Origin of the sequence: Paractinoplanes hotanensis, assembly GCF_023717965.1 — a bacterium.
Taxonomy (GTDB): Bacteria; Actinomycetota; Actinomycetes; order Mycobacteriales; family Micromonosporaceae; genus Actinoplanes; species Actinoplanes polyasparticus.
The window spans coordinates 24,093-43,445 of sequence record NZ_JAMQOL010000025.1 but is presented as its reverse complement, the minus strand read 5'-3'; the positions used below and the strand labels follow the sequence as shown (position 1 = coordinate 43,445).

The window sequence follows — 19,353 nt, the reverse complement described above, 5'->3', positions numbered from 1 at the left end:
GTTACGGCAGTTCGGAGGTGAGATCCCGGACGGTCGGGCGCAGTGCCGCGGCGATGTCGGGTGCGGTCACCGGGCCGTCGGCAGCGGCCCGGCGCCCGGCCAGCCCGTGAACGTACGCCGCGGCGGCCGCCGCCTGCTCGGGCGGCAGACCCGCGGCGAGCAGCGACCCCAGCAAACCGGCCAGCACGTCGCCGCTGCCCGCCGTGGCCAGGGCGGACGTGCCGCTCGGGTTGACCAGCGCCTCGCCGGCCGGGGTAGCCACGATCGTGCGGTCGCCCTTGAGCAGCACCACCGCGTTGGTCCAGGCGGCGAGCTTGAGGGCCGCGCCAACCCGGTCGGAGCCGGGCGCCTCGCCGGCCAGACGCTTGAACTCGCCGTCGTGCGGAGTGAGCACCATCGGGGCGTCCCGGCGCAGGTCTTCGGCGTGCTTGCCGTCGATCAGCATGGTCAGCGCGTCGGCGTCGAGAACCACTGGCAGCGACGTGGCCAGCACGCTGCGCAGGGTGGTGCGCGCCTCGTCGTCGGTGCCCAGACCGGAACCGCACACCCAGGCCTGCACCCGCCCGGTGTCGGCCACCCGGGGCGCGGCGACCACCGACGGGTGAGCGCGGACGACTTCGGCGTGGGCGCTGCCCGCGTAGCGGACCATGCCCACCGGGCCGGCCAGCGCACCGCTGACCCCGAGCAGCGCGGCGCCCGGATAGGTGGCGGAACCGGTGGCGATGCCCACCACGCCGCGGGTGTATTTGTCGGAGTCGGGGCCGGGCTGCGGCCACCACCGCGCGACGTCACCCGAGTCGGGAACGGACAGCGCCGGGTCGATCCGCAGCTCCGGCCCGAGGCCGATGTCGACCAGTTCGACCTGACCGCAGCGCACCGCGGCCGGACCGGCCACATGGGCGGGCTTGAGGCAGCCGAAGGTGACGGTGACATCGGCCGACACCGCCTCGCCGGGCACGTCGCCGGTATCGACGGCCACGCCGCTCGGCACGTCCACGGCGACGACGGCGGCCCGTACGCCCGCCCGGCCGCGCAGATCGCCCAGCCGTCGCACCAGAGCCGCCGCCGGCGGGCGCAGACCACCGCTGGCCCCGATGCCGACGATGCCGTCAAGCACCAGGTCGGCGCGTTCCGGCAGCTCACGCACGGTGAAACCGCCGGCCGCGCGCAACGCCTGCAGGCCGGCCAGATGAACGCGGTCGGGCCGCAGCAGCAGCGCACGCACCTGGGCGCCCCGCCGGGCCAGGGCAGCGCCCGCATAGAGCGCGTCGCCGCCGTTGTCGCCGCTGCCGATCAGCAGCAGCACCCGCGCGCCGTAGACGCCACCGGACTCATCGAGCAGCAGGGCGCACCGCCGCGCCAGCCCGGCCGCCGCCCTCTGCATCAGCGTGCCCTCGGGCAGCGCCGCCATCAGGGTTCGTTCCGCCGCGCGCACATCCGCGACCCGCCATGCCTGCCGCATCGGTCCTCCAGCCTTCTCCGACGAGACGATGCCGACTGTTCTAGCGCACAGGGGCGACATTTTCGCGCCCGCGCAGGTCAGAACGTTGTCAGGATTCCGCGACCACCATCGCCGACGCGATGCCGCCGTCGTGCGACAGCGAGAGGTGCCACCGGTTGATCCCGCGTTCGACGGCCACCGCGGCGACCGTGCCGGAGACCGTGAGCCAGGGCCGCCCGTCCGGATCGGCGACGATCTCGCAGTCGTGCCACAGCATGCCCGCGGGCGCCCCGAGCGCCTTGGCGACCGCTTCCTTGGCCGCGAAGCGGGCGGCCAGCGACTCGGCCGACCGCGGATTTCCGGAGCCGCTCAGCCGCTCGCCCTCGGTGAAGAGCCGCACCGCCAGCGACGGCGTCCGGTCGAGGGCACGGGCGAAGCGCTCCACCAGGACCACATCGATGCCGACAGCCACGATCACGGCCACAACCCTATCGGGCGCCGCCCTTTAGCACGGGGGCGAGCGGCGTACCCGGCCTGTGGACAGCGGGCGGCCGTCGTCCACAGGCCGCCCCGCAGCCGCCTCGCGACCCCTAACGTCGGCGCATCCCATCGCCGGATCCAGGGAGGGCGTCCGATGAACCCCGATCTCGAAGTCGACACCGAAGCGCTGCGACGTGCCGCGTCCGACATGGCCGCCACCGGTGACCGGGTCACCGCCGCGACCGCGGAGGAACCGCCGAACCCGGCCATCCCGCGCTGGGCCGCCGCCGACGCGGCCCAGCAGGCCGCCGAGGCCGCCCGCGCCCAGCTCGCGCTGCTCGGCGCCGACATCGGCGAGACCGCTCGCCGGGTCAGCGAGTCCGCCGCGGCCTACGAGCTGGCCGACGCCCGGGCCGTCACCCGTCTGCGGCTCACCCGATGACCACCGCGGCCGTGCACGCCCGCCTGCGTGTCACCGACCCGGCACGCTGGCGGGCGCTCGCCCTGTCCTGGGAGCGCTGGGCGGCACTCGCGGGCCGGTTGGCCGCCGAGTTCGGCACGCGGGTGACCGCCGTCGGCGGCGTCTGGCGGGGCGCCGCGTCGACGGCAGCGACGCACCGTCTCGGCGAGCTGCGGCGCCGGCTCACCCTGTTCCGGCTGCATTGCTGGCTCGCCGACCAGGCAGCCAGCGAGTTCGCCGCGACCCTGGCCCGGGCCCGGGCGCTGCTCGGCCACGATCGTGCGGCTGCGCTCGCGCTGGCTGCCCGGGCCGACGCCGAGGCCACCGACCGGCTGACGCGGCTGGCCGAGGCGATGCACACCCCGGCCCAGCCACCACCCGCAGCCGGCCGCCCCGACTGCACCACACCGCCGGCCGACGTTCGCCGATGGTGGTCCGCGCTCGCGGCCGGGGAGCGCAACTGGCTGTTGGCGACCGAGGCCGCCTGGCTCTCCGGGCTCGACGGGCTGCCGGCCGCCGACCGCGACATCGCCAACCGGCTCCTGCTGGACGACCGCCGGGCCGAGCTCGACCGCGCGATCGCCGGCGCCACCGGCCACGACCGCGATCGTCTGCGCGAGGTGCGCGACGGGCTGGCCGCGCTGAGCGACCGGCTCAGCGACGAGAACGGCCCCCGGGCCTATCTGCTGAGCCTCGACATCGGCGAGGAGGGCCGGGCGGTGGTGGCGCTCGGCGATCCCGGCCGGGCCACCAACGTGCTCACCCACGTGCCGGGCATGACGGCCGATCTGGCCTCGTTCGGCGGCGAACTGGCCCGCGCCGAGCGGGTCGCCGAGCGCGCCGCCGAGCTGAGCCCCCGGTCGTCGACCAGCGCGGTGCTCTGGCTCGATTACGACGCCCCGGATTTTGTCGGCGAGGCAGCGAGCGCGCGCCGGGCCGAGGCCGCGGCACCCGCGCTGCGGCAGTTCCAGGAGGGGCTGCGGGCCGGTCACGAAGGCCCGCCCGCCCGGCAGGTGGTACTCGGCCACAGCTACGGGTCGCTGGTGGTCGGCCGGGCGGCGGCCGCGGGCGGGTTCGCGGCCGACGGCGTCGTCTTCGTGGGCTCGCCCGGCGTCGGGGCCGGATCGGCCCGGGAACTGCGCATGCCTGACGGCGAGGTGTGGTCGACCACCGCGCGCAGCGACGTCGTCCAGTACGCGGCGGTGGCCCCCGGCGGGCTCGTCCGTGACCTTGTGGTGGCGGCCGGGGTGCCGGTGACCGGGTCGTGGCTGGCCTTCGGGCGGCCCGAGCGCGACCTGTGGTTCGGCACCAACCCGAGCGACCCCGGGTTCGGCGCCCGGGTGTTCGCCAGCGATCCGGGCAGCGGCCACGTCGGCTACTGGGAGAAAGGAACGCCCTCGCTCGACACGATGGCCGCCATCACGCTGGGCACAGCGCGATGACGGCCACGGGGCACGACGGGCTATTCGACGGTGACCGACTTCGCCAGGTTGCGGGGCTGGTCGACGTCGTGGCCGCGAGCAGAGGCGATTTCGCAGGCCAGGATCTGCAGCGGCACGGTGGTCATCAGCGGGGCCAGCAGCGTCGGTGTGGCCGGCACCGGGATCAGGTGGTCGGCGTAGGCGGCGACGCTGTCGTCGCCCTCCTCGGCGATCACGATGGTGCGGGCGCCGCGGGCGCGCACCTCCTGGATGTTCGAGACGACCTTGTCGCGGATGACGCCGCGGCCGGCCGGCGACGGCACCACGCAGACCACCGGCGTGCCCTCGTCGATCAGGGCGATCGGCCCGTGCTTGAGCTCGCCCGCGGCGAAGCCCTCGGCGTGCATGTAGGCGAGCTCCTTGAGCTTGAGCGCGCCCTCCAGCGCCACCGGGTAGCCGACGTGGCGGCCGATGAAGAGCACGGTCGAGGCGCTCTTGAGGTCGCGGCCGAGCGCGCGCACCTCTTCCATCGAGCCGAGCAGGGTGCGCAGGCTGTCCGGCGTGGTCTGCAGCTTCTCGACCACGGCGGCGACCTCGTCGGCGTACATGACGCCGCGGATCTGGGCCAGGTGCAGGCCGATGAGGTAGCAGGCGACCAGCTGCGTGAGGAACGCCTTGGTCGACGCCACTGCGATCTCGGGGCCGCCGTGCGTGTAGAGCACCGCGTCCGACTCGCGCGGGATCGTCGAGCCATTGGTGTTGCAGATGGCCAGCACCCGGGCCTTCTGCTCCTTGGCGTGGCGCAGCGCCATCAGCGTGTCCATCGTCTCGCCGGACTGGCTGATCACGATCACCAGCGTCGAGCGGTCGAGGATCGGGTCGCGGTAGCGGAACTCGCTGGCCAGCTCGACCTCGCACGGGAGGCGCACCCAGTGCTCGATGGCGTACTTGGCGACCATGCCCGCGTTGTAGGACGTGCCGCAGGCGATGATGAAGATCTTGTCGACGTCGCGCAGGTCCTGATCGGTGAGCCGCACCTCGTCGAGGACGATCTCGCCGCGGTCGGAGAGCCGGCCCAGCAGCGTGTCGGCGATGGCCTGCGGCTGCTCGGCGATCTCCTTGAGCATGAAGTAGTCGAAGCCGCCCTTCTCAGCGGCCGAGGCGTCCCAGTCGATGTGGAACTCCTTGCCCTGCTGGGCGGAGCCGTCGAAGCCGGTGATCTCGATGCCGGCCGGCGTGATCAGGACAACCTGGTCCTGGCCCAGCTCGATCGCCTCGCGGGTGTACTCGATGAAGGCCGAGACATCGCTGGCCAGGAAGTTCTCGCCCTCGCCGCGGCCCACGACCAGCGGCGAGTTGCGCCGCGCGGCGGCGACCGCGTCGGGCGTCCGCACGTCGATGGCGAGCAGGGTGAAGGCGCCCTCGAGCCGGCGCACCGTACGGCGCATGCCCTCGGCCAGCAGCTGCGGCCCCTCGGCGTGGCCGGACTCGCGCAGCGCGCGCACCTCGGCCGCGAGCAGGTGGGCGGCGCACTCGGTGTCGGTGTCGCTGGTGAACTCGACGCCGGTCGCCTCGAGCTCGGCGCGCAGGCGGGCGAAGTTCTCGATGATGCCGTTGTGGATGACCGCGACCTGGCCGTCCTGGGAGACGTGCGGGTGCGCGTTGCGGTCGGTCGGGCCGCCGTGCGTCGCCCACCGCGTGTGCCCGATGCCGGTGTTGCCGGCGGCGATGCCGGGCTGGGTCGCCTCGGCGAGCGCCTTCTCGAGGTTGGCGAGCTTGCCCGCCTTCTTCTCGGTCAGAAGCGCGCCGTCGTCGACCACGGCGACACCGGCGGAGTCGTACCCGCGGTATTCCAGCCTGCGCAGTCCGTCAATAACGATGCTGAGCGCCGGACGACCGCCGACGTACCCCACGATGCCACACATGGCGGTGACTCTAGCCGACGACCGCTCACCCGTCATGCGCGAGAGGCACCCTTTCGAGCACACAGGCTGCGCAGAACAGACCGAAAGGCCGACGGCGCCCTCGGACGGCTGGCGTCATTGGCGTACCGTCGGCTACCGCGCCACGACAGCGCGCTCGCTTCGGGAGACATGTTGAGCAATCAGCCCGACAATCGGCAGCCGGACGGCACTTCTGAGCCGGGTGCGTGGCACCCGCCGTCGTTCACGCCTGGATCCGCGCCGCTACCGCAGCCGCCGAATCCCGACTATCCACCGACGTCGGAGTTCCCGGCCACCCCGACGGATCAATTCCCGCCGCCGGCCTACACCGCGCCCGGTTACGCCCAGCCCGGGTACGCGCCGCCGGAGTACGCCCAGCCGGGCTATCCCCCACCGGAGTACGCCCAGCCGGGCTATCCGCCGCCGCAGCCCCACCCGGGCCCGCCCGGGCGCCCGCCGCGCAAGAGCAAGCTGCCGATCGTGGCGGTGCTCGTGGCGATCACGCTCCTGCTCTGCGGCGGCGTCGCCACCGCGGGTGTGCTGATCGCCCGCAACGTGGCCGACCGGGCCGAGAAGGCGATCGAGCCGATCACCAACCTGCCCTCGGCCGCGCCGCAGGTCCCCGACCTGCCGACCGAGCTGCCGGATCTGCCCACCGCGCTGCCCAGCCTGCCGGCCGCGCCCGGCCTCGACGGTCGCCAGATCTCGGTGACGTACGAGGTGAGCGGCGAGGGCAAGGCGTCGCAGATCCTGTACGTGGAGAAGCTCGGCGACACTCCCAAGCGGATCGAGAACGTCGACCTGCCGTGGAAGTTCAGCACCAAGATGGAAACGCCCGCCCTGGTCTCGGTCGTCGCGATGCGGATCGGCACGTCGGAGGGCACGATCAGTTGCCGGGCCCAGGTCGACGGGGCCGAGGTCAAGCAGCGCACCTCCAGCGCGAGCAACGTGGCCACGGCCTCGTGCATCCACTTCGCGATCGACTGAGCGCGACCGGCCGAGCGGGCAGAACAGACAGCAGCCGAGCGGAGACCAAGGCGAGCAGATGACGAGTGACCCACTGGTCGAGCGGATGCGCCCGTTCGGCACCACGATCTTCACCGAGATGTCCGCCCTGGCCACACGCACCGGGTCGATCAACCTGGGCCAGGGCTTCCCCGACACCGACGGCCCGGCCGAGATGCTGGCCGCCGCCGCGCGCGCCCTTCAGGAGGGCGCCAACCAGTACCCGCCCCTGCCCGGCATCCCGGCCCTGCGTGAGGCTATCGCCGAGCACGAGCAGCGCTTCTGGGCCCTTCCGCGCGACCCCGGCTGCGAGGTCGTCGTCACGGCCGGCGCCACCGAGGCGGTTGCCGCCGCCATCCTGTCGCTCTGCGAGCCGGGCGACGAGGTTGTCACGTTCGAGCCGTACTACGACTCCTACGCGGCCTCGATCACGCTGGCCGGCGCGGTCCGGCGGCCGGTGACGCTGCGCCCGGTGGCGAGCGGCCGCTACGGCTTCGACGAGGCCGAGCTGCGGGCGGCATTCGGCCCGCGCACCCGTCTGGTGCTGCTCAACTCGCCGCACAACCCGACCGGCAAGGTGTTCACCCGGTCCGAACTGGGCCTGATCGCCGACTTGTGCCGGCAGCACGACACGTACGCCGTCACCGACGAGGTGTACGAGCACCTGGTCTTCACCGACGCCGCCGAGCCGCACGTGCCCCTGGCCGGCCTGCCGGGCATGCGGGAGCGCACGCTGCGCATCTCGTCGGCCGGCAAGACGTTCTCGTGCACGGGCTGGAAGGTTGGCTGGGCCACCGGGCCGGAGCGCCTGGTCTCCGCGCTGACGCGGGTGAAGCAGTTCCTGACCTTCGTCAACGCGGGCCCGTTGCAGCCGGCCGTGGCGGTGGCGCTGGGCCTCGGCGACGACTATTTCACCGGCTTCCGCGACGAGTTGCAGGCCCGGCGCGACCATCTGACCGCCGGGCTGGCCGAGGCCGGCTTCGCGGTGCAGCCCTCGGACGGCACCTACTTCGTGACGGCCGACATCCGGCCGCTGGGTGGGACGGACGGCATCGAGTTCTGCCGGGAGCTGCCCGAGCGATGCGGCGTGGTCGCCGTGCCCACGCAGGTGTTCTACGACGACCGGGCCGCGGGCCGTCATCTGATCCGCTTCGCCTTCTGCAAGCGCGAATCCGTGATCGACGAGGCCGCTCAGCGCCTCGCCAAGCTGGGCCGCGGATAAGCCCCGCCAAGCTGCGCGGCGGATGAGCATTGCCGAGCCGCGCGGCAGATAAGCATTGCCAAGCCGCGCGGCGGGTAAGCATGCCGAGCGGCGCGGCGGATGAGCGAAACGGGCCGGCCCGCGAAGGACTGGCCCGTGTTCGATGTTGCTGTCAGGCGGGGGATGCCGAACGGACCTCGTCGGCGATGCGCTCGGCGACCTCGCGGGCCTGCTCCTCGGTGGCGGCCTCGACCATCACCCGGACGAGCGGCTCGGTGCCCGACGGGCGCAGCAGCACCCGGCCGGTCTCGCCCAGCTCGTTCTCGGCCAGCGCCACGGCGGCCTGCACGGCCGGGGCCGAGGCGCCCGCGGCCCGGTCACCGACGCGGACGTTGATCAGCACCTGCGGCAACGGGTGCACGACCGACGCCAGGTCGGCCAGCGACTTGCCGGTCGACGCGAGCTGGGCCATCAGGTGCAGGCCGGTCAGCACGCCGTCGCCGGTCGTGGCGTAGGCCGGCATGACGATGTGCCCGCTCTGCTCGCCGCCCAGCGCCAGGCCTTTGGCGGCCAGCTCTTCCAGCACGTAGCGGTCGCCGACCTTGGTCTCGATCAGCTTGATGCCGGACTGCTTCATGGCGATCCGCAGTCCCAGGTTGCTCATCACGGTCGCGACCAGGGTGTCGTCGGTCAGCGTGCCCGCGTCGCGCATGGCCAGGGCCAGGATCGCCATGATCTGGTCACCGTCGACCACGTCGCCCGAGGCGGTCACGGCCAGGCAGCGGTCGGCGTCGCCGTCGTGCGCCAGGCCCAGGTCGGCCCCCTCGGCCAGCACGGCGTCGCGCACCTTGTCGAGGTGGGTGGAGCCGCACTCGTCGTTGATGTTCAGGCCGTCCGGGTCGGCGTGGATCGCGATGACCTCGGCGCCGGCCTCCTCGTAGACCACCGGCGCGACCTCGCTGGCGGCGCCGTTCGCGCAGTCGACGACGACCTTGATGCCCGCGAGGCTGTGCGGGGCCGAGCCGACCAGGTGCTTCACGTAGTGCTCGGCGCCGTCCAGCAGGTCGTGGACCCGCCCGATGCCGGCGCCGGTCGGGCGGCCGATCAGCCCGTGCCCGTCCTTGACCGCCTGCTCGATCCGCTCCTCCAGCTCGTCCGGCAGCTTGGTGCCGCCGGCGGCGAAGAGCTTGATCCCGTTGTCGGGCATCGGGTTGTGCGAGGCCGAGAGCATCACGCCGAGGTCGGCGTTGGTCTGGCCGACCAGGAAGGCCACGGCCGGGGTGGGCAGCACGCCGACCCGCACCACGTTGGCCCCGGCGCTGGTCAGCCCGGCGACCACGGCCGCCTCGAGCATCTCGCCGCTGGCCCGCGGATCACGCCCGACGATCGCCAGCGGCTGGTGGCTGCTGTCGCTCTCGACCAGCACCCGCGCGGCCGCGACGGCGACGCTGAGGGCCAGTTCCGGGGTGAGAAGTTCGCCGTTCGCGAGCCCGCGTACGCCGTCGGTGCCGAACAGACGCCCCATGGAGGCTTCCTTTCGCCGGTTCACCCCTCCAGGGGAGGCGAGCCGGATGCGTTGAGAAGGGGAGGGAACGCAAAACGGCCGGGCCGGCCTCCTGAAGAACACCAGGGGGCGCAACCCGGCCGTGTCAGACTCGGCGCAAAATCAGCGCTTCGAGTACTGCGGAGCCTTGCGGGCCTTCTTGAGACCGTACTTCTTGCTCTCCTTGACGCGGGCGTCACGGGTGAGGAAGCCGGCCTTCTTGAGGGCGGGGCGGTCGTCGGGCTCGTTCGTGATGAGCGCCCGCGCGATGCCGAGACGGAGGGCACCGGCCTGGCCGGTGATGCCGCCGCCGCGCAGGTTCGCGATCACGTCGAACTGCTCGTCCTTCTCAGCGGTGACGAGCGGCTCACGGATGAGCTGCTGGTGCACCTTGCTCGGGAAGTAGGCCTCGAGGTCGCGACCGTTGCAGGTGATCTTGCCGGTGCCGGGCACGAGGCGCACACGGACGATGGCCTCCTTGCGGCGGCCGACGGTCTGGATGGGACGGTCACCGGGACGCGGGGCGCGGACCGGGGCCGGCGCGGGCGTCTCGACCACAACGACCGTCTCAGCGGGCTCCTCGACGGTCTCGACGACCTCGGGCTCGATAACGTCGGACATGCTGCTGCCTTCTCCCGCGCTCACTGCGCGATCTGGGTGATTTCGAACGGCTGGGGCTGCTGCGCCGCGTGCGGGTGCTCAGCGCCCGGGTAGACCTTCAGCTTCTTGATGATCTGCCGCGCGAGCTTGTTGTGCGGGAGCATGCCCTTGACGGCCAGCTCGATCGCCTTCTCGGGGCGCTTGCTCAGCAGCTCCTCGTAGCCGACCTGCTTGAGGCCGCCCGGGTAACCCGAGTGGCGGTAAGCGACCTTGGTCTGCCGCTTGTTGCCGGTCAGGGCGACCTTGCCGGCGTTGATGATCACCACGAAGTCGCCGGTGTCGACATGCGGGGCGAAGGTCGGCTTGTGCTTGCCGCGCAGGAGGGTCGCGGTGTGGGTGGCCAGCCGGCCCAGAACGACGTCAGAAGCGTCGATAATGTGCCACTGACGCTCGATCTCACCCGGCTTCGGGCTGTACGTACGCACAGAATTACCTTGTCTTGTCGTCGGTCTGGGGTCGCGCGCTGGTCGCGGCGAACGCGAGCATCAAGCCTACCCCCGGGGAGTGGGCTCGCAGCTGTCGCACAACAGCAGGCAACAATACCCGGCTGCGCGGCGCGTGGTCAAAACGTGCAACGGAGCAACACGATCGGTGGCCCCGCACACGAACCCCCGGTGGGTACGGACGCGACCTCCAAGAATAACCGTTGCCAAGCATACCCGCTCTCGAGGACGCGCCCGACACCGGGATCGGAGGTTGGGAAGGTCACAGGTCGATACGTCTTAGCAGGCTCGAAACAAACGGGACGCAAGGGCGAAATTCCTCACCGGCACGCTTCCGTCATGGCCAATGGTGCTGACACCTCGACGACGCGGGCCCAGCGTGGCTCGGGCGTGCGCGGAGGACGCACTATGGATAAGCCACCGCCAGGGTTGAGGACGGACCTGACGGTGACCGCCGAACCGGCTTCCCGGTTCGGCGAAGAGGAGTCGTGGCGCGCGCCGGCCGGAGGTATGGCGGAGAACGCAGGCGTGACATGGGAGCGGGTCGACGCTGAGGACGGCGTACTCCGAGCGTGCCCTTCGGTGGACCGGACGGCCGCGCCACGACTTCTGATACTGGAAAAAGAGCCCCGATGACGGAGCGGACGGTCATCACGGCGGCCGCCCTGTCCGAGCCGGCGGCGTCGCTCTCCGGCTTCACGGTCGGCGTCACCGCCGACCGCCGCCGCGACGAGCTGGCCCACCTGCTCGAGAGCCGCGGCGCCCGGGTGGTGATCGCTCCCGCCCTGCGGATCGTCCCGATCGCCGACGACGCCGAGCTCAAGGCGGCCACCCGGGCCTGCCTCGACACCCCGCCCGACATCGTGCTGGTCAACACGGGCATCGGCATGCGCGGCTGGCTCGAGGCGGCCGAGGGCTGGGGCCTGGCCGAGCCGCTGCGGGCCGTGCTCGCCGGAGCGTATCTGGTGGCTCGCGGCCCCAAGGCCCGTGCCGCTGTCCGGGCGGCCGGGCTGCACGACCAGTGGTCGCCCGAGGGCGAGAGCTACGAGGAGGTCGCCGACCACCTGCGGTCACGCGGCATCAGCGGCCTTACCGTGGCCATGCAGCTGCACGGCGAGAGCCAGCCCGAATACACCGAGGCTCTGGAGCAGGCGGGCGCCCGGGTGATCGAGGTGCCGGTCTATCGCTGGGCGGCGCCCACCGACCCCGCGCCGCTGCACCGCCTGGTCGACCTGATCACCGCCCGGCTGGTCGACGCGGTCACGTTCACCGCCGCCCCGGCCGTTCAAGCCCTGCTGCGCACGGCCGGCCCCGGCTCCGACGCCGTGCTGGAGGCCCTGCGCGGCGACGTCCTGGCCGCCTGCGTGGGCCCGGTCACGGCCGCACCGCTGCGCCGCCACAACGTGCCGGTGGTCACGCCGACCCGGGCCCGGCTGAGCTCGCTGGTCCGCACTATCGTCGACGAGCTGCCTCGGCGCGCGCTCTCGCTGGAGGTGGCCGGCCACTCGCTGACCCTGCGCGGCCACGCCGCCATCGTCGACGGCGAGCTGCGCCCCTTGGCGCCCGCGCCCATGGCTGTGCTGCGCGCCCTGGCCGCCGTTCCCGGCCGCGTCCTTTCCCGGGCTGCGCTGCTGCACGCCCTTCCCCGGGGCGCCGACGAACACGCCGTCGAAATGGCCGTCGCCCGCCTACGCGCCGGCCTGAGCGCCCCCGGCGTCATCCAGACAGTAGTCAAACGCGGCTACCGCCTACCCGTCTGACAGCTCCGGCCGTCATTCCCGGAACCACAGTGAACGTCCCGGCACGGGTTTTCCGAAGTTGGCGCAACCACTCACGCACGTCGCCGTGGTGGGGTGAGCGTTATGGGCGCGCCAGCGCCCAGCTCACCCCGCCGCGGCCCTCGGCGGGAGCAGCGGTCTGCACCCACCACCCGGCTACGACATCTGGCCTTTGACCCTGAAAACAAGAGGTGGCGGGGGCAGCATTCACCCCCGCCACGACACTTGCTTTTGATCTTGTGTGGGGAACGAGCCTCAGCCGACCGGCGTCCGGTATCCGCCGCTCTGCTCGGCAACCAATGTCGCCATCGCGTGCTCCACAACCCCCACCAGCACCTGCTTCACCGAATCGCGGTGGCGGGCGTCGCACATGACCAGCGGCACGTGGGCCGGGATGGCCAGCGCCTCCCGCACCTCGTCCGGCTCGTAACGGGGCGCGCCGTCGAAGCAGTTCAGCGCGACCAGATAGGGCAGATGACGGTTCTCGAAGTAGTCGAGCGGGGCGAACGCGTCGGCGATGCGCCGCGTGTCGACCAGCACGGCCGCGCCGACCGCACCGCGGATCAGCTCGTCCCACATGAACCAGAAACGGGTCTGTCCGGGGGTGCCGAAAAGGTAGAGGATCAGGTCGTCGGCCATCGTGATGCGGCCGAAGTCCATCGCCACCGTGGTGGTCCCCTTGCCGGGCACCTTGGACGCGTCGTCGATCCCCTGCCCGGCCGAGGTCATCACGGCCTCGGTGGTCAGCGGCTCGATCTCGGAGACCGCTCCGACCAACGTCGTCTTCCCCACGCCGAAACCTCCGGCGACGACGATCTTCGCCGAAGTGATCTCTTTGGGTTGCGCCCCCGCCCGCTCAGAGCTTGCGAAGTCCACTCAACACCCTTTCCAGCAGATCCATCCGCTCCGTGAACCCAGTCTTGGGAGCGGCGCTGTGCAACGACAGCAGCCCGTCGGCCACCATGTCCGCGACCAGCACCCGAGCCACACCCAGCGGAAGCCGGGTCAGCGCCGAGAGCTCGGCCAGCGATTGCGCCTTCGCCTCGCACAGCACGGCGATGCGGTATTTGTCATGCCCGGCGAACCGGGCTTCCTGCAGACCGGCCTGGCTGGCCACCAGAACGGCCTCGATCGGGATGTCCCGACGCGGCTCCGTCCGTCCGCGGGTGACCGCGTACGGGCGCACCAGGTTGCCTCTCGGGTCCTGTGGCTGGCCCACGCGCGTTCACCCCCTTCCGTCGAGCCGGCGACTAATGACTGACTGCTTCGCGTGCCACCGGCGACAGCGAGGCGCCGACCCGCTCGACCAGCAGCGCCATCTCGTAGCCGACCTGGCCGACGTCACAGCTGCGGGCGGCCAGCACGGCCATCGAGGAGCCGTCGCTGATCGACATGAGGAACAGGTATCCGCTGTCCATCTCGATGATCGTCTGGTTGACCGCGCCCGCGTTGAACATGCGGGAGGCGCCGTCGGTCAGGCTGACCACGCCGGAGGTGATGGCGGCGAGCTGGTCGGCGCGGTCGGCCGGCAGGTCGCGCGACGCCGCCAGCAGCAGTCCGTCGGCGGACACCGCCACGACGTGGGCGATGCCGGCGACGCTGTTGGCGAAGTTGTTGAGCAGCCAGCCCATGTCCTGCATGGTGGGGGGCCTGGTCACCGTTAGATCTCCTTAGCCTGGGTGGCGGACTCGGCGGAACCGTCCGTCCGTCCACGTTGCACACCCCGGTGGTATGCGGAGAGCAGACCACGAACCTCGTCGGGACTGCGCTTGTTCTGGTTGCTCGGCCCGGGCTGTACGCCGCCGGGCACCAGCTGCGCCTGGGGAACTCGCTTGGGGAGGCCGGACCGCGTGGTGCCGGCGTCGACGGGTTCCGCCGCTGCCATTGCCCTCTGCCACCCCTCGTCGGCCGATGTCCTCCACCGGTCCTCGGCCGCGGGGCGCGGCTTCGGCACGGACGGTCCATTGTGCCCGGTGCCCGTCGGTGCGGCCGCCGGGGCCGCTGCGGCGGGCGGTGCGGGCGGCGGTGAGACCGGCGGCGACACGGGCGCGGGCGCGGGTTCCGCCCTCTCCGTGGCCGGGGCCGGGGCCGCAGCCGGGTTCGCCTGACCCGACGAGCTGTTCGGTGGCGGGGCGTAGCCGGCGGTCGGCATCCCCCACTCCTCCTGGCTCGCCGCGTCGTGATCGCGGAACCAGCTCTGCTGCATCTTCACGAAGATCGGAGCGTCGTTGCGCTCGTCCGGCGTCGGGGCGGCCGTCGGCGCGGGCACCGGCGGCATCGCGGCCAGCGCGGCGCCCCAGGAGCTGCCGGTCGGCGGAGGCGGCGGCGACACCGGTTCGGGTGCGACCGGCGCCGGTGCGGGCACGGTGGAGGCGGCGGCGAAGCCGTTCATGGTCGTCGAGGTGGATGTGGCGTCGATGGTCTTGGTGACGCGGGTCGGCAGCGGCGGACGGTTCGGGGTCGGCTGCACGTCCGGGTCGGACGGGGGCCGCTGCGAGGGGAACATCGGCAGCTGCGGGTGCGCGGTGTGCGGCTGCGGGGTCGGCTCGCGCCACGGCTCGGGGGCGATCGTCGGCAGCGTCGCCGTGGCGGCCCGCCCGGCCTGCGCGTCCCAGCTGCCGCCACCGTACGGCGAGGTGCCCAGCTCCTGCGGCCGGGCCGGCGGGTCGAGGCGCCGGCTGGGCAGCACGACGATGGAGCTCGGCAGGGTGACCTGGGCGACCGTGCCGCCCTCGATGTTGGCCCGCAGCTCGACGCGGATGCCGTAGCGCGAGGCGAGCCGGCCGACCACGGCCAGACCCATCAGCCGGAACGCGGCCACATCGACGCTCGGCGGTTCGGCCAGGCGGCGGTTGAGCTGGTCCATCTGTTCCTCGGACATGCCGAGGCCGCGGTCCTCCACCTGGATCACCACGTAGTCGCGGATGCGCCGGCCGTCGGCCACCACGATGGTGTTGGGCGGGGAGAACCGGGTGGCGTTGTCGAGCAGCTCGGCGACCAGGCGCACCACGTCGTTGACGGCGAGCGCGGCGATCGAGATGTCGGTGTCGACGGTGCCGAACTCGATGCGGTTGTAGAGCTCCACCTCGGACTGGGCGGCACGCAGCGCGTCGACCAGCAGCGCGTCCTCACGGCGGGGTGCGCTGGAGTCGGCGCCCGCCAGCACCAGCAGGTTCTCGTCGTTGCGGCGCATCCGGGTGGCCAGGTGATCGAGCTCGAAGAGCTGCGCGAGCCGCTTCGGGTCCTCCTCGGTGCGCTCGATCTGGTCAAGCTCGCCGATCATCCGGTCGACCAGCGACTGACTGCGCCGGGCCAGGTTGAGGAACATCGTCGAGACGCTGGTGCGCAGGGCGGCCTGCTCGGCCGCGATGCGGACGGCCTCGCGGTGGACCACGTTGAACGCCTGGGCGACCTGGCCGATCTCGTCACGGTTGGGCAGCTTGATGGGGTCGCGGACCTGACGGACGATGTCGTCGGCGCCGCCCTCACCGAGGTTGCGGGCGTCGCGCAGCCGGGCCACGGCGTCGGGCAGGTCGCGGTTGGCTACAGCCAGCGCGCCTTCGCGCAGCCGGCGCAGCGACAGGTTGAGCGAACGGGCCAGGATGACCGCGAGCGCGACGGCCACGATCAGCACGAGCACGACCAGCGCCGACTCGATCGCGGCCTGGCGGACGACGCCGTCGCGGTCGGACGAGGCCTGGTCGACGACGTCGGCCTCGAGCTCCTGCTCGGCCCAGCGCATGAGGTCGACCACCGCGCCGAAGGACTGGATGATCTCGGCCGCCTCGACCGAGCCGCCGCCGACCCGGCTGAGCCGGCTGGCCACGCCGTCGACCAGGTTGACGGCGTCGCCGCTGACCACGTTGTCGACGAGGGAGCGCTGGCCCGGATCGGCGACCAGCGAGAAGGCGAGCAGCGCCTCCTGCTGACTGGTCTGGCTGGCAATGAACGCGGTGCGCTGCTCGGCGCTGAGGTCGTTCGTGATCCGGGCGGCGTACGAGACTGCTTCCTGGTCGGCGGTGCCGGCTTTGGCCCGGGCGAACGCCGAGATCGCGCGCAGCCGGTCGGCCACCTCGCCGTCGCCGGCGTACTGGCTGACGGCCTCGCCGTAGGCGACCAGGTCGGTGATCACCACGCTGTAGCGGGACACCGCCTCGGCGACGGCGATGCCGTTGCGGTCGCCGACCGCCGTGCGTGTGGCGTCCATGGTGTTCAGGTGGTCGTCGATGCGGGCGAGGCGGTCGCGTACGGCGCCCGGCGGGTCTTCGATGTCGGCCCGGTGCGCGCGGTAGACCTGGATCTGGGCGTCGCTCGCGCCGACGGCCGCCTGGTAGCTGCCCGGCTGGCTGCGCGGGTTGCCCACGTAGGCGGCGGCGGCCATGCGCTCGACGTGCAGCAGCTGGGTGAGCCCCGAGATGTCGGTCTCCAGCTTGGTCAGTTCCTCGACCGTGCCCGCCTCGGAGGCGCGCTGTCCGACGTCGACCAGACGGGCGGTGGCAAGTGCGATGACAGCGACCAGAGGAACGACCAGGATCAGAGCCAGCTTGGCGCGGATGCGGGCGTCTCTCAGACGAGGAAAGACACCACGACGCGCCACCTGGGTCGAGGATCCGGTGCTCAAGACTTCTCCTCCGTGGTCTTCCCCATGGCTTTTCGCCCGCAGGACGTCGCGCGGCCCGGGAATTTCATCAGAACGGCCGTCCCTTTGGGAAGTCTGGAAACACCCGGAAACGAACTTCGTGTCCGACTGCAAGCAATCTCGACAGTTCTACTCTCGACACGCATGGCGCTTTGACGTGCGCGAATATATCGACCACGACATTCAGTGACGAGCCGGTCACCGCACACCCTTCATATTTCTACCAGTATGTGAGACAAGCGTCTCGCGCCATCGATGGAGCCCCGCTTGACCAGGGGCCTTCACGTTGGCAAGGTTTGGCGCGATCGAACGGACACGCTGTCCGTGTCGGCGGGCACGCCGCCGGACCACGATGCTGCCGTCCCCTTCGCCTTCCGCCCCTCTAGGAGGGACTCCCGTGCGGCTCCACCGCATCACGGCGGCTACTGCCGTGGCATCGATGCTTCTCGCCGGCGCGGCCGGCTGCACTTCCGACGACGACGCCGCCGCGAGCGGTAACACCGTCGTGATCGCGGCGGACCTCAACAACTCGTCGGCGGTCGACACCGCGTACGCCCGCGCCCTCCAGCTGCGGATCGAGCAGATCAACGCCTCGGGCCAGCTGGGCGACCGCAAGCTGGAACTGCGCACGCAGGACAACCGGAACGACCCGACGTCCTCGCTGCGCAACATCAGCACGTTCGCCGACAACCCGGCCGTCGCCGCGATCGTCACCGGCACCTGCGACCAGTGCGTTGTCGGCGCCGCGAAGACGATCAACGACAAGACGATCCCGACGATCGCGCTGGCCGCCGCGGACGAGATCACCAACCCGGTCGCCGAACGGCAGTACGTCTTCAAGCTCGGCCCCAACTCGGGCGACAGCGCCGCCGCGCTGGTCACCGAGTTCACCCGCGCCGGCCACAAGAAGATCGCCGTGCTGCACACCAACGATCTCTACGGCCGGGGCGCCGACGCGGCGCTGACCGGCGCGCTGCGGGGCACCACCGTCACAAGGACGGCGACCCGCTCGGTCAAGCCGGCGGCCAGCGACATCGCCCAGTCGGTGGGCACCCTGACCGACACCGAACCGGACGCGCTGGTCGTGCTCACCCCGCCCGATCTGGCTCAACAGGCCGCCACCGACGCCCGGGCCGCGGGCTTCGGGGGCCGCATCTACTTCGACTCGGCCGCGGCCGGCGACCTGTTCATCCCGCGCAGCGCCGCGAGCGCGACGAACAACGCGACGATGGTGTTCACCCAGATCCTGGCGATCGACGACGTGATCGCGACGACCCCGGCCAAGTCCTCCCGCAAGCAGTGGTTCCGCGACTACACGTCCCGGTACGGCAGCTACTCGGGCGTGGCCTCGTTCGCCGCCGACGCGGCCGACCTGATCGCCGACGCGGTGGCCCGGGTCGGCGCCGACCGCCCGCGGATCCGCGAGATCCTCGAGACCTCGCAGATCGACGGGCTCTCCGGCCCGATCCGTCTCACGCCGGACAACCACTCCGGTCTGATGCCGCAGGCGCTGACCCTGCTGGTGGCGCGCAGCGGTCGCTGGCGGCTCGCGTCATGATCCGGGTCGACCAGGTGTCCCGCACGTTCAGCGGGCGCTCGGGCACGGTCGAGGCGCTGCGCGACGTCAGCCTCGAGGTCGCCGACGGCGAGTTCGTGGCCGTGGTGGGCCGCTCCGGCTGCGGCAAGTCGACGCTGCTACGGATGATCGCGGGCCTGCTGCCGCCGACCGCCGGCCGCGTCGACGTGGGCGGCGAGAAGGTGGTCAAGCCGCGGCGGGACGTGTCCATGATGTTCCAGCGACCGGCTCTGCTGCCCTGGCGTTCGGTGCTCGACAACGTTCTGCTGCCGGTGCAGATCTTCGGCTGGCGCAAGGCGCAGTACCGCGACCGTGCGCACGAGCTGCTGGCCCTGACCGGCCTGACCGGCTTCGAGAAGCGGCTGCCGCACGAGCTCTCGGGCGGCATGCAACAGCGGGTGGCGCTGTGCCGCGCGCTGATCGGGAAGCCTCAGGTGATGCTGATGGACGAGCCGTTCTCGGCGCTCGACCCGCTGATCCGCGAGGAGCTCTCGATCGAGTTGCAGCGCATCCACATGGAGCAGGAAGCGACCACCGTCTTCGTGACCCACTCGATCGACGAGGCGGTGCTGCTGGCCGACCGGGTCGTCGTGCTCAGCCCGCGGCCGGGCCGGGTCCGCGAGATCGTCGACGTGCGCATCCCCCGCCCCCGCACCCTGGGGCGTACGGCGCACTCCGACGAGGTGGCGCGTTCCAGCGCCCTGCTCCACGACCTCCTGATGGCCTGACTCACAACTCACTCTCCGTATAAATACCTAAGCGG

17 protein-coding genes are annotated in these 19,353 nt (G+C 71.9%); 7 read left to right on the top strand and 10 right to left on the bottom strand.

The annotated features are described in order from the left end of the window. Position 1 precedes the first annotated feature (1 nt). Both LXN57_RS19890 and LXN57_RS19885 read right to left on the bottom strand, forming a co-directional pair. Positions 2-1,462 (bottom strand): NAD(P)H-hydrate dehydratase, encoded by a 1,461-nt coding sequence (locus LXN57_RS19890; protein ID WP_251799662.1) that lies wholly within the window; start codon positions 1,460-1,462, stop codon positions 2-4. An 88-nt stretch (positions 1,463-1,550) separates the two neighbouring features. Beyond that, positions 1,551-1,919, bottom strand: coding sequence for a holo-ACP synthase (locus tag LXN57_RS19885; protein WP_221376821.1), 369 nt, complete (start codon positions 1,917-1,919; stop codon positions 1,551-1,553). 156 nt (positions 1,920-2,075) lie between these two features. Between LXN57_RS19885 and LXN57_RS19880 the strand changes: the two genes are divergently transcribed. Next, entirely contained in the window at positions 2,076-2,363 is a 288-nt protein-coding gene (locus LXN57_RS19880) for a hypothetical protein (RefSeq protein ID WP_251799661.1), read from the top strand. Next, positions 2,360-3,823: an alpha/beta hydrolase gene (locus LXN57_RS19875; RefSeq protein WP_251799660.1), complete on the top strand. Its 1,464-nt coding sequence runs from the start codon at positions 2,360-2,362 to the stop codon at positions 3,821-3,823. Before LXN57_RS19880 ends, LXN57_RS19875 begins: the two co-directional genes overlap by 4 nt. 20 nt (positions 3,824-3,843) lie before the next feature. Here the strand turns inward: LXN57_RS19875 and glmS are convergent, their stop codons facing one another. Next, positions 3,844-5,727, bottom strand: coding sequence for a glutamine--fructose-6-phosphate transaminase (isomerizing) (glmS, locus tag LXN57_RS19870; protein ID WP_251799659.1), 1,884 nt, complete (start codon positions 5,725-5,727; stop codon positions 3,844-3,846). Between the two features lie 168 nt (positions 5,728-5,895). Here glmS and LXN57_RS19865 point away from each other — a divergent pair, with 168 nt between their 5' ends. Together LXN57_RS19865 and LXN57_RS19860 are read left to right on the top strand one after the other, a co-directional pair. After that, a complete protein-coding gene (locus tag LXN57_RS19865) occupies positions 5,896-6,732 on the top strand; it encodes an MmpS family transport accessory protein (protein WP_251799658.1) in 837 nt (278 codons plus the stop codon). A gap of 58 nt (positions 6,733-6,790) precedes the next feature. After that, complete coding sequence (locus tag LXN57_RS19860; RefSeq protein WP_251799657.1) at positions 6,791-7,972, top strand: pyridoxal phosphate-dependent aminotransferase; 1,182 nt, start codon at positions 6,791-6,793, stop codon at positions 7,970-7,972. 151 nt (positions 7,973-8,123) lie between these two features. Here LXN57_RS19860 and glmM read toward each other — a convergent pair whose 3' ends face one another. The 3 genes from glmM to rplM all read right to left on the bottom strand — a co-directional run bounded on the left by glmM (position 8,124) and on the right by rplM (position 10,579). Then, entirely contained in the window at positions 8,124-9,476 is a 1,353-nt protein-coding gene (gene glmM, locus LXN57_RS19855) for a phosphoglucosamine mutase (RefSeq protein WP_251799656.1), read from the bottom strand. A gap of 141 nt (positions 9,477-9,617) precedes the next feature. After that, entirely contained in the window at positions 9,618-10,115 is a 498-nt protein-coding gene (gene rpsI / locus LXN57_RS19850; protein WP_251799655.1) for a 30S ribosomal protein S9, read from the bottom strand. A gap of 20 nt (positions 10,116-10,135) precedes the next feature. Continuing rightward, positions 10,136-10,579, bottom strand: coding sequence for a 50S ribosomal protein L13 (rplM, locus tag LXN57_RS19845; RefSeq protein ID WP_215792927.1), 444 nt, complete (start codon positions 10,577-10,579; stop codon positions 10,136-10,138). Positions 10,580-11,229: 650 nt separating this feature from the next. On the opposite strand from rplM, the gene LXN57_RS19840 reads away from it, so the two are divergent. Beyond that, positions 11,230-12,357: a uroporphyrinogen-III synthase gene (locus LXN57_RS19840; RefSeq protein WP_251799654.1), complete on the top strand. Its 1,128-nt coding sequence runs from the start codon at positions 11,230-11,232 to the stop codon at positions 12,355-12,357. A gap of 273 nt (positions 12,358-12,630) precedes the next feature. Here LXN57_RS19840 and LXN57_RS19835 read toward each other — a convergent pair whose 3' ends face one another. The 4 genes from LXN57_RS19835 to LXN57_RS19820 are packed head-to-tail and all read right to left on the bottom strand — an operon-like array spanning position 12,631 to position 16,996. After that, positions 12,631-13,251: a GTP-binding protein gene (locus LXN57_RS19835; protein ID WP_221376829.1), complete on the bottom strand. Its 621-nt coding sequence runs from the start codon at positions 13,249-13,251 to the stop codon at positions 12,631-12,633. Beyond that, complete coding sequence (locus LXN57_RS19830) at positions 13,232-13,594, bottom strand: DUF742 domain-containing protein (protein WP_127499757.1); 363 nt, start codon at positions 13,592-13,594, stop codon at positions 13,232-13,234. The genes LXN57_RS19835 and LXN57_RS19830 overlap by 20 nt, the downstream gene beginning before the upstream one ends. 31 nt (positions 13,595-13,625) lie before the next feature. Beyond that, positions 13,626-14,033 carry a roadblock/LC7 domain-containing protein gene (locus LXN57_RS19825; RefSeq protein WP_221376830.1) on the bottom strand — a complete coding sequence of 136 codons (408 nt, stop codon included), beginning with the start codon at positions 14,031-14,033 and terminating at the stop codon, positions 13,626-13,628. Between the two features lie 2 nt (positions 14,034-14,035). Beyond that, the gene (locus tag LXN57_RS19820) at positions 14,036-16,996 is read right to left on the bottom strand and encodes a sensor histidine kinase (protein WP_251799653.1); all 2,961 of its coding nucleotides are present in this window, start codon (positions 16,994-16,996) and stop codon (positions 14,036-14,038) included. A gap of 415 nt (positions 16,997-17,411) precedes the next feature. Here LXN57_RS19820 and LXN57_RS19815 point away from each other — a divergent pair, with 415 nt between their 5' ends. Then, positions 17,412-18,572, top strand: coding sequence for an ABC transporter substrate-binding protein (locus tag LXN57_RS19815; RefSeq protein ID WP_251799652.1), 1,161 nt, complete (start codon positions 17,412-17,414; stop codon positions 18,570-18,572). Then, a complete protein-coding gene (locus tag LXN57_RS19810; protein ID WP_251799651.1) occupies positions 18,569-19,318 on the top strand; it encodes an ABC transporter ATP-binding protein in 750 nt (249 codons plus the stop codon). Before LXN57_RS19815 ends, LXN57_RS19810 begins: the two co-directional genes overlap by 4 nt. Positions 19,319-19,353 lie beyond the last annotated feature (35 nt).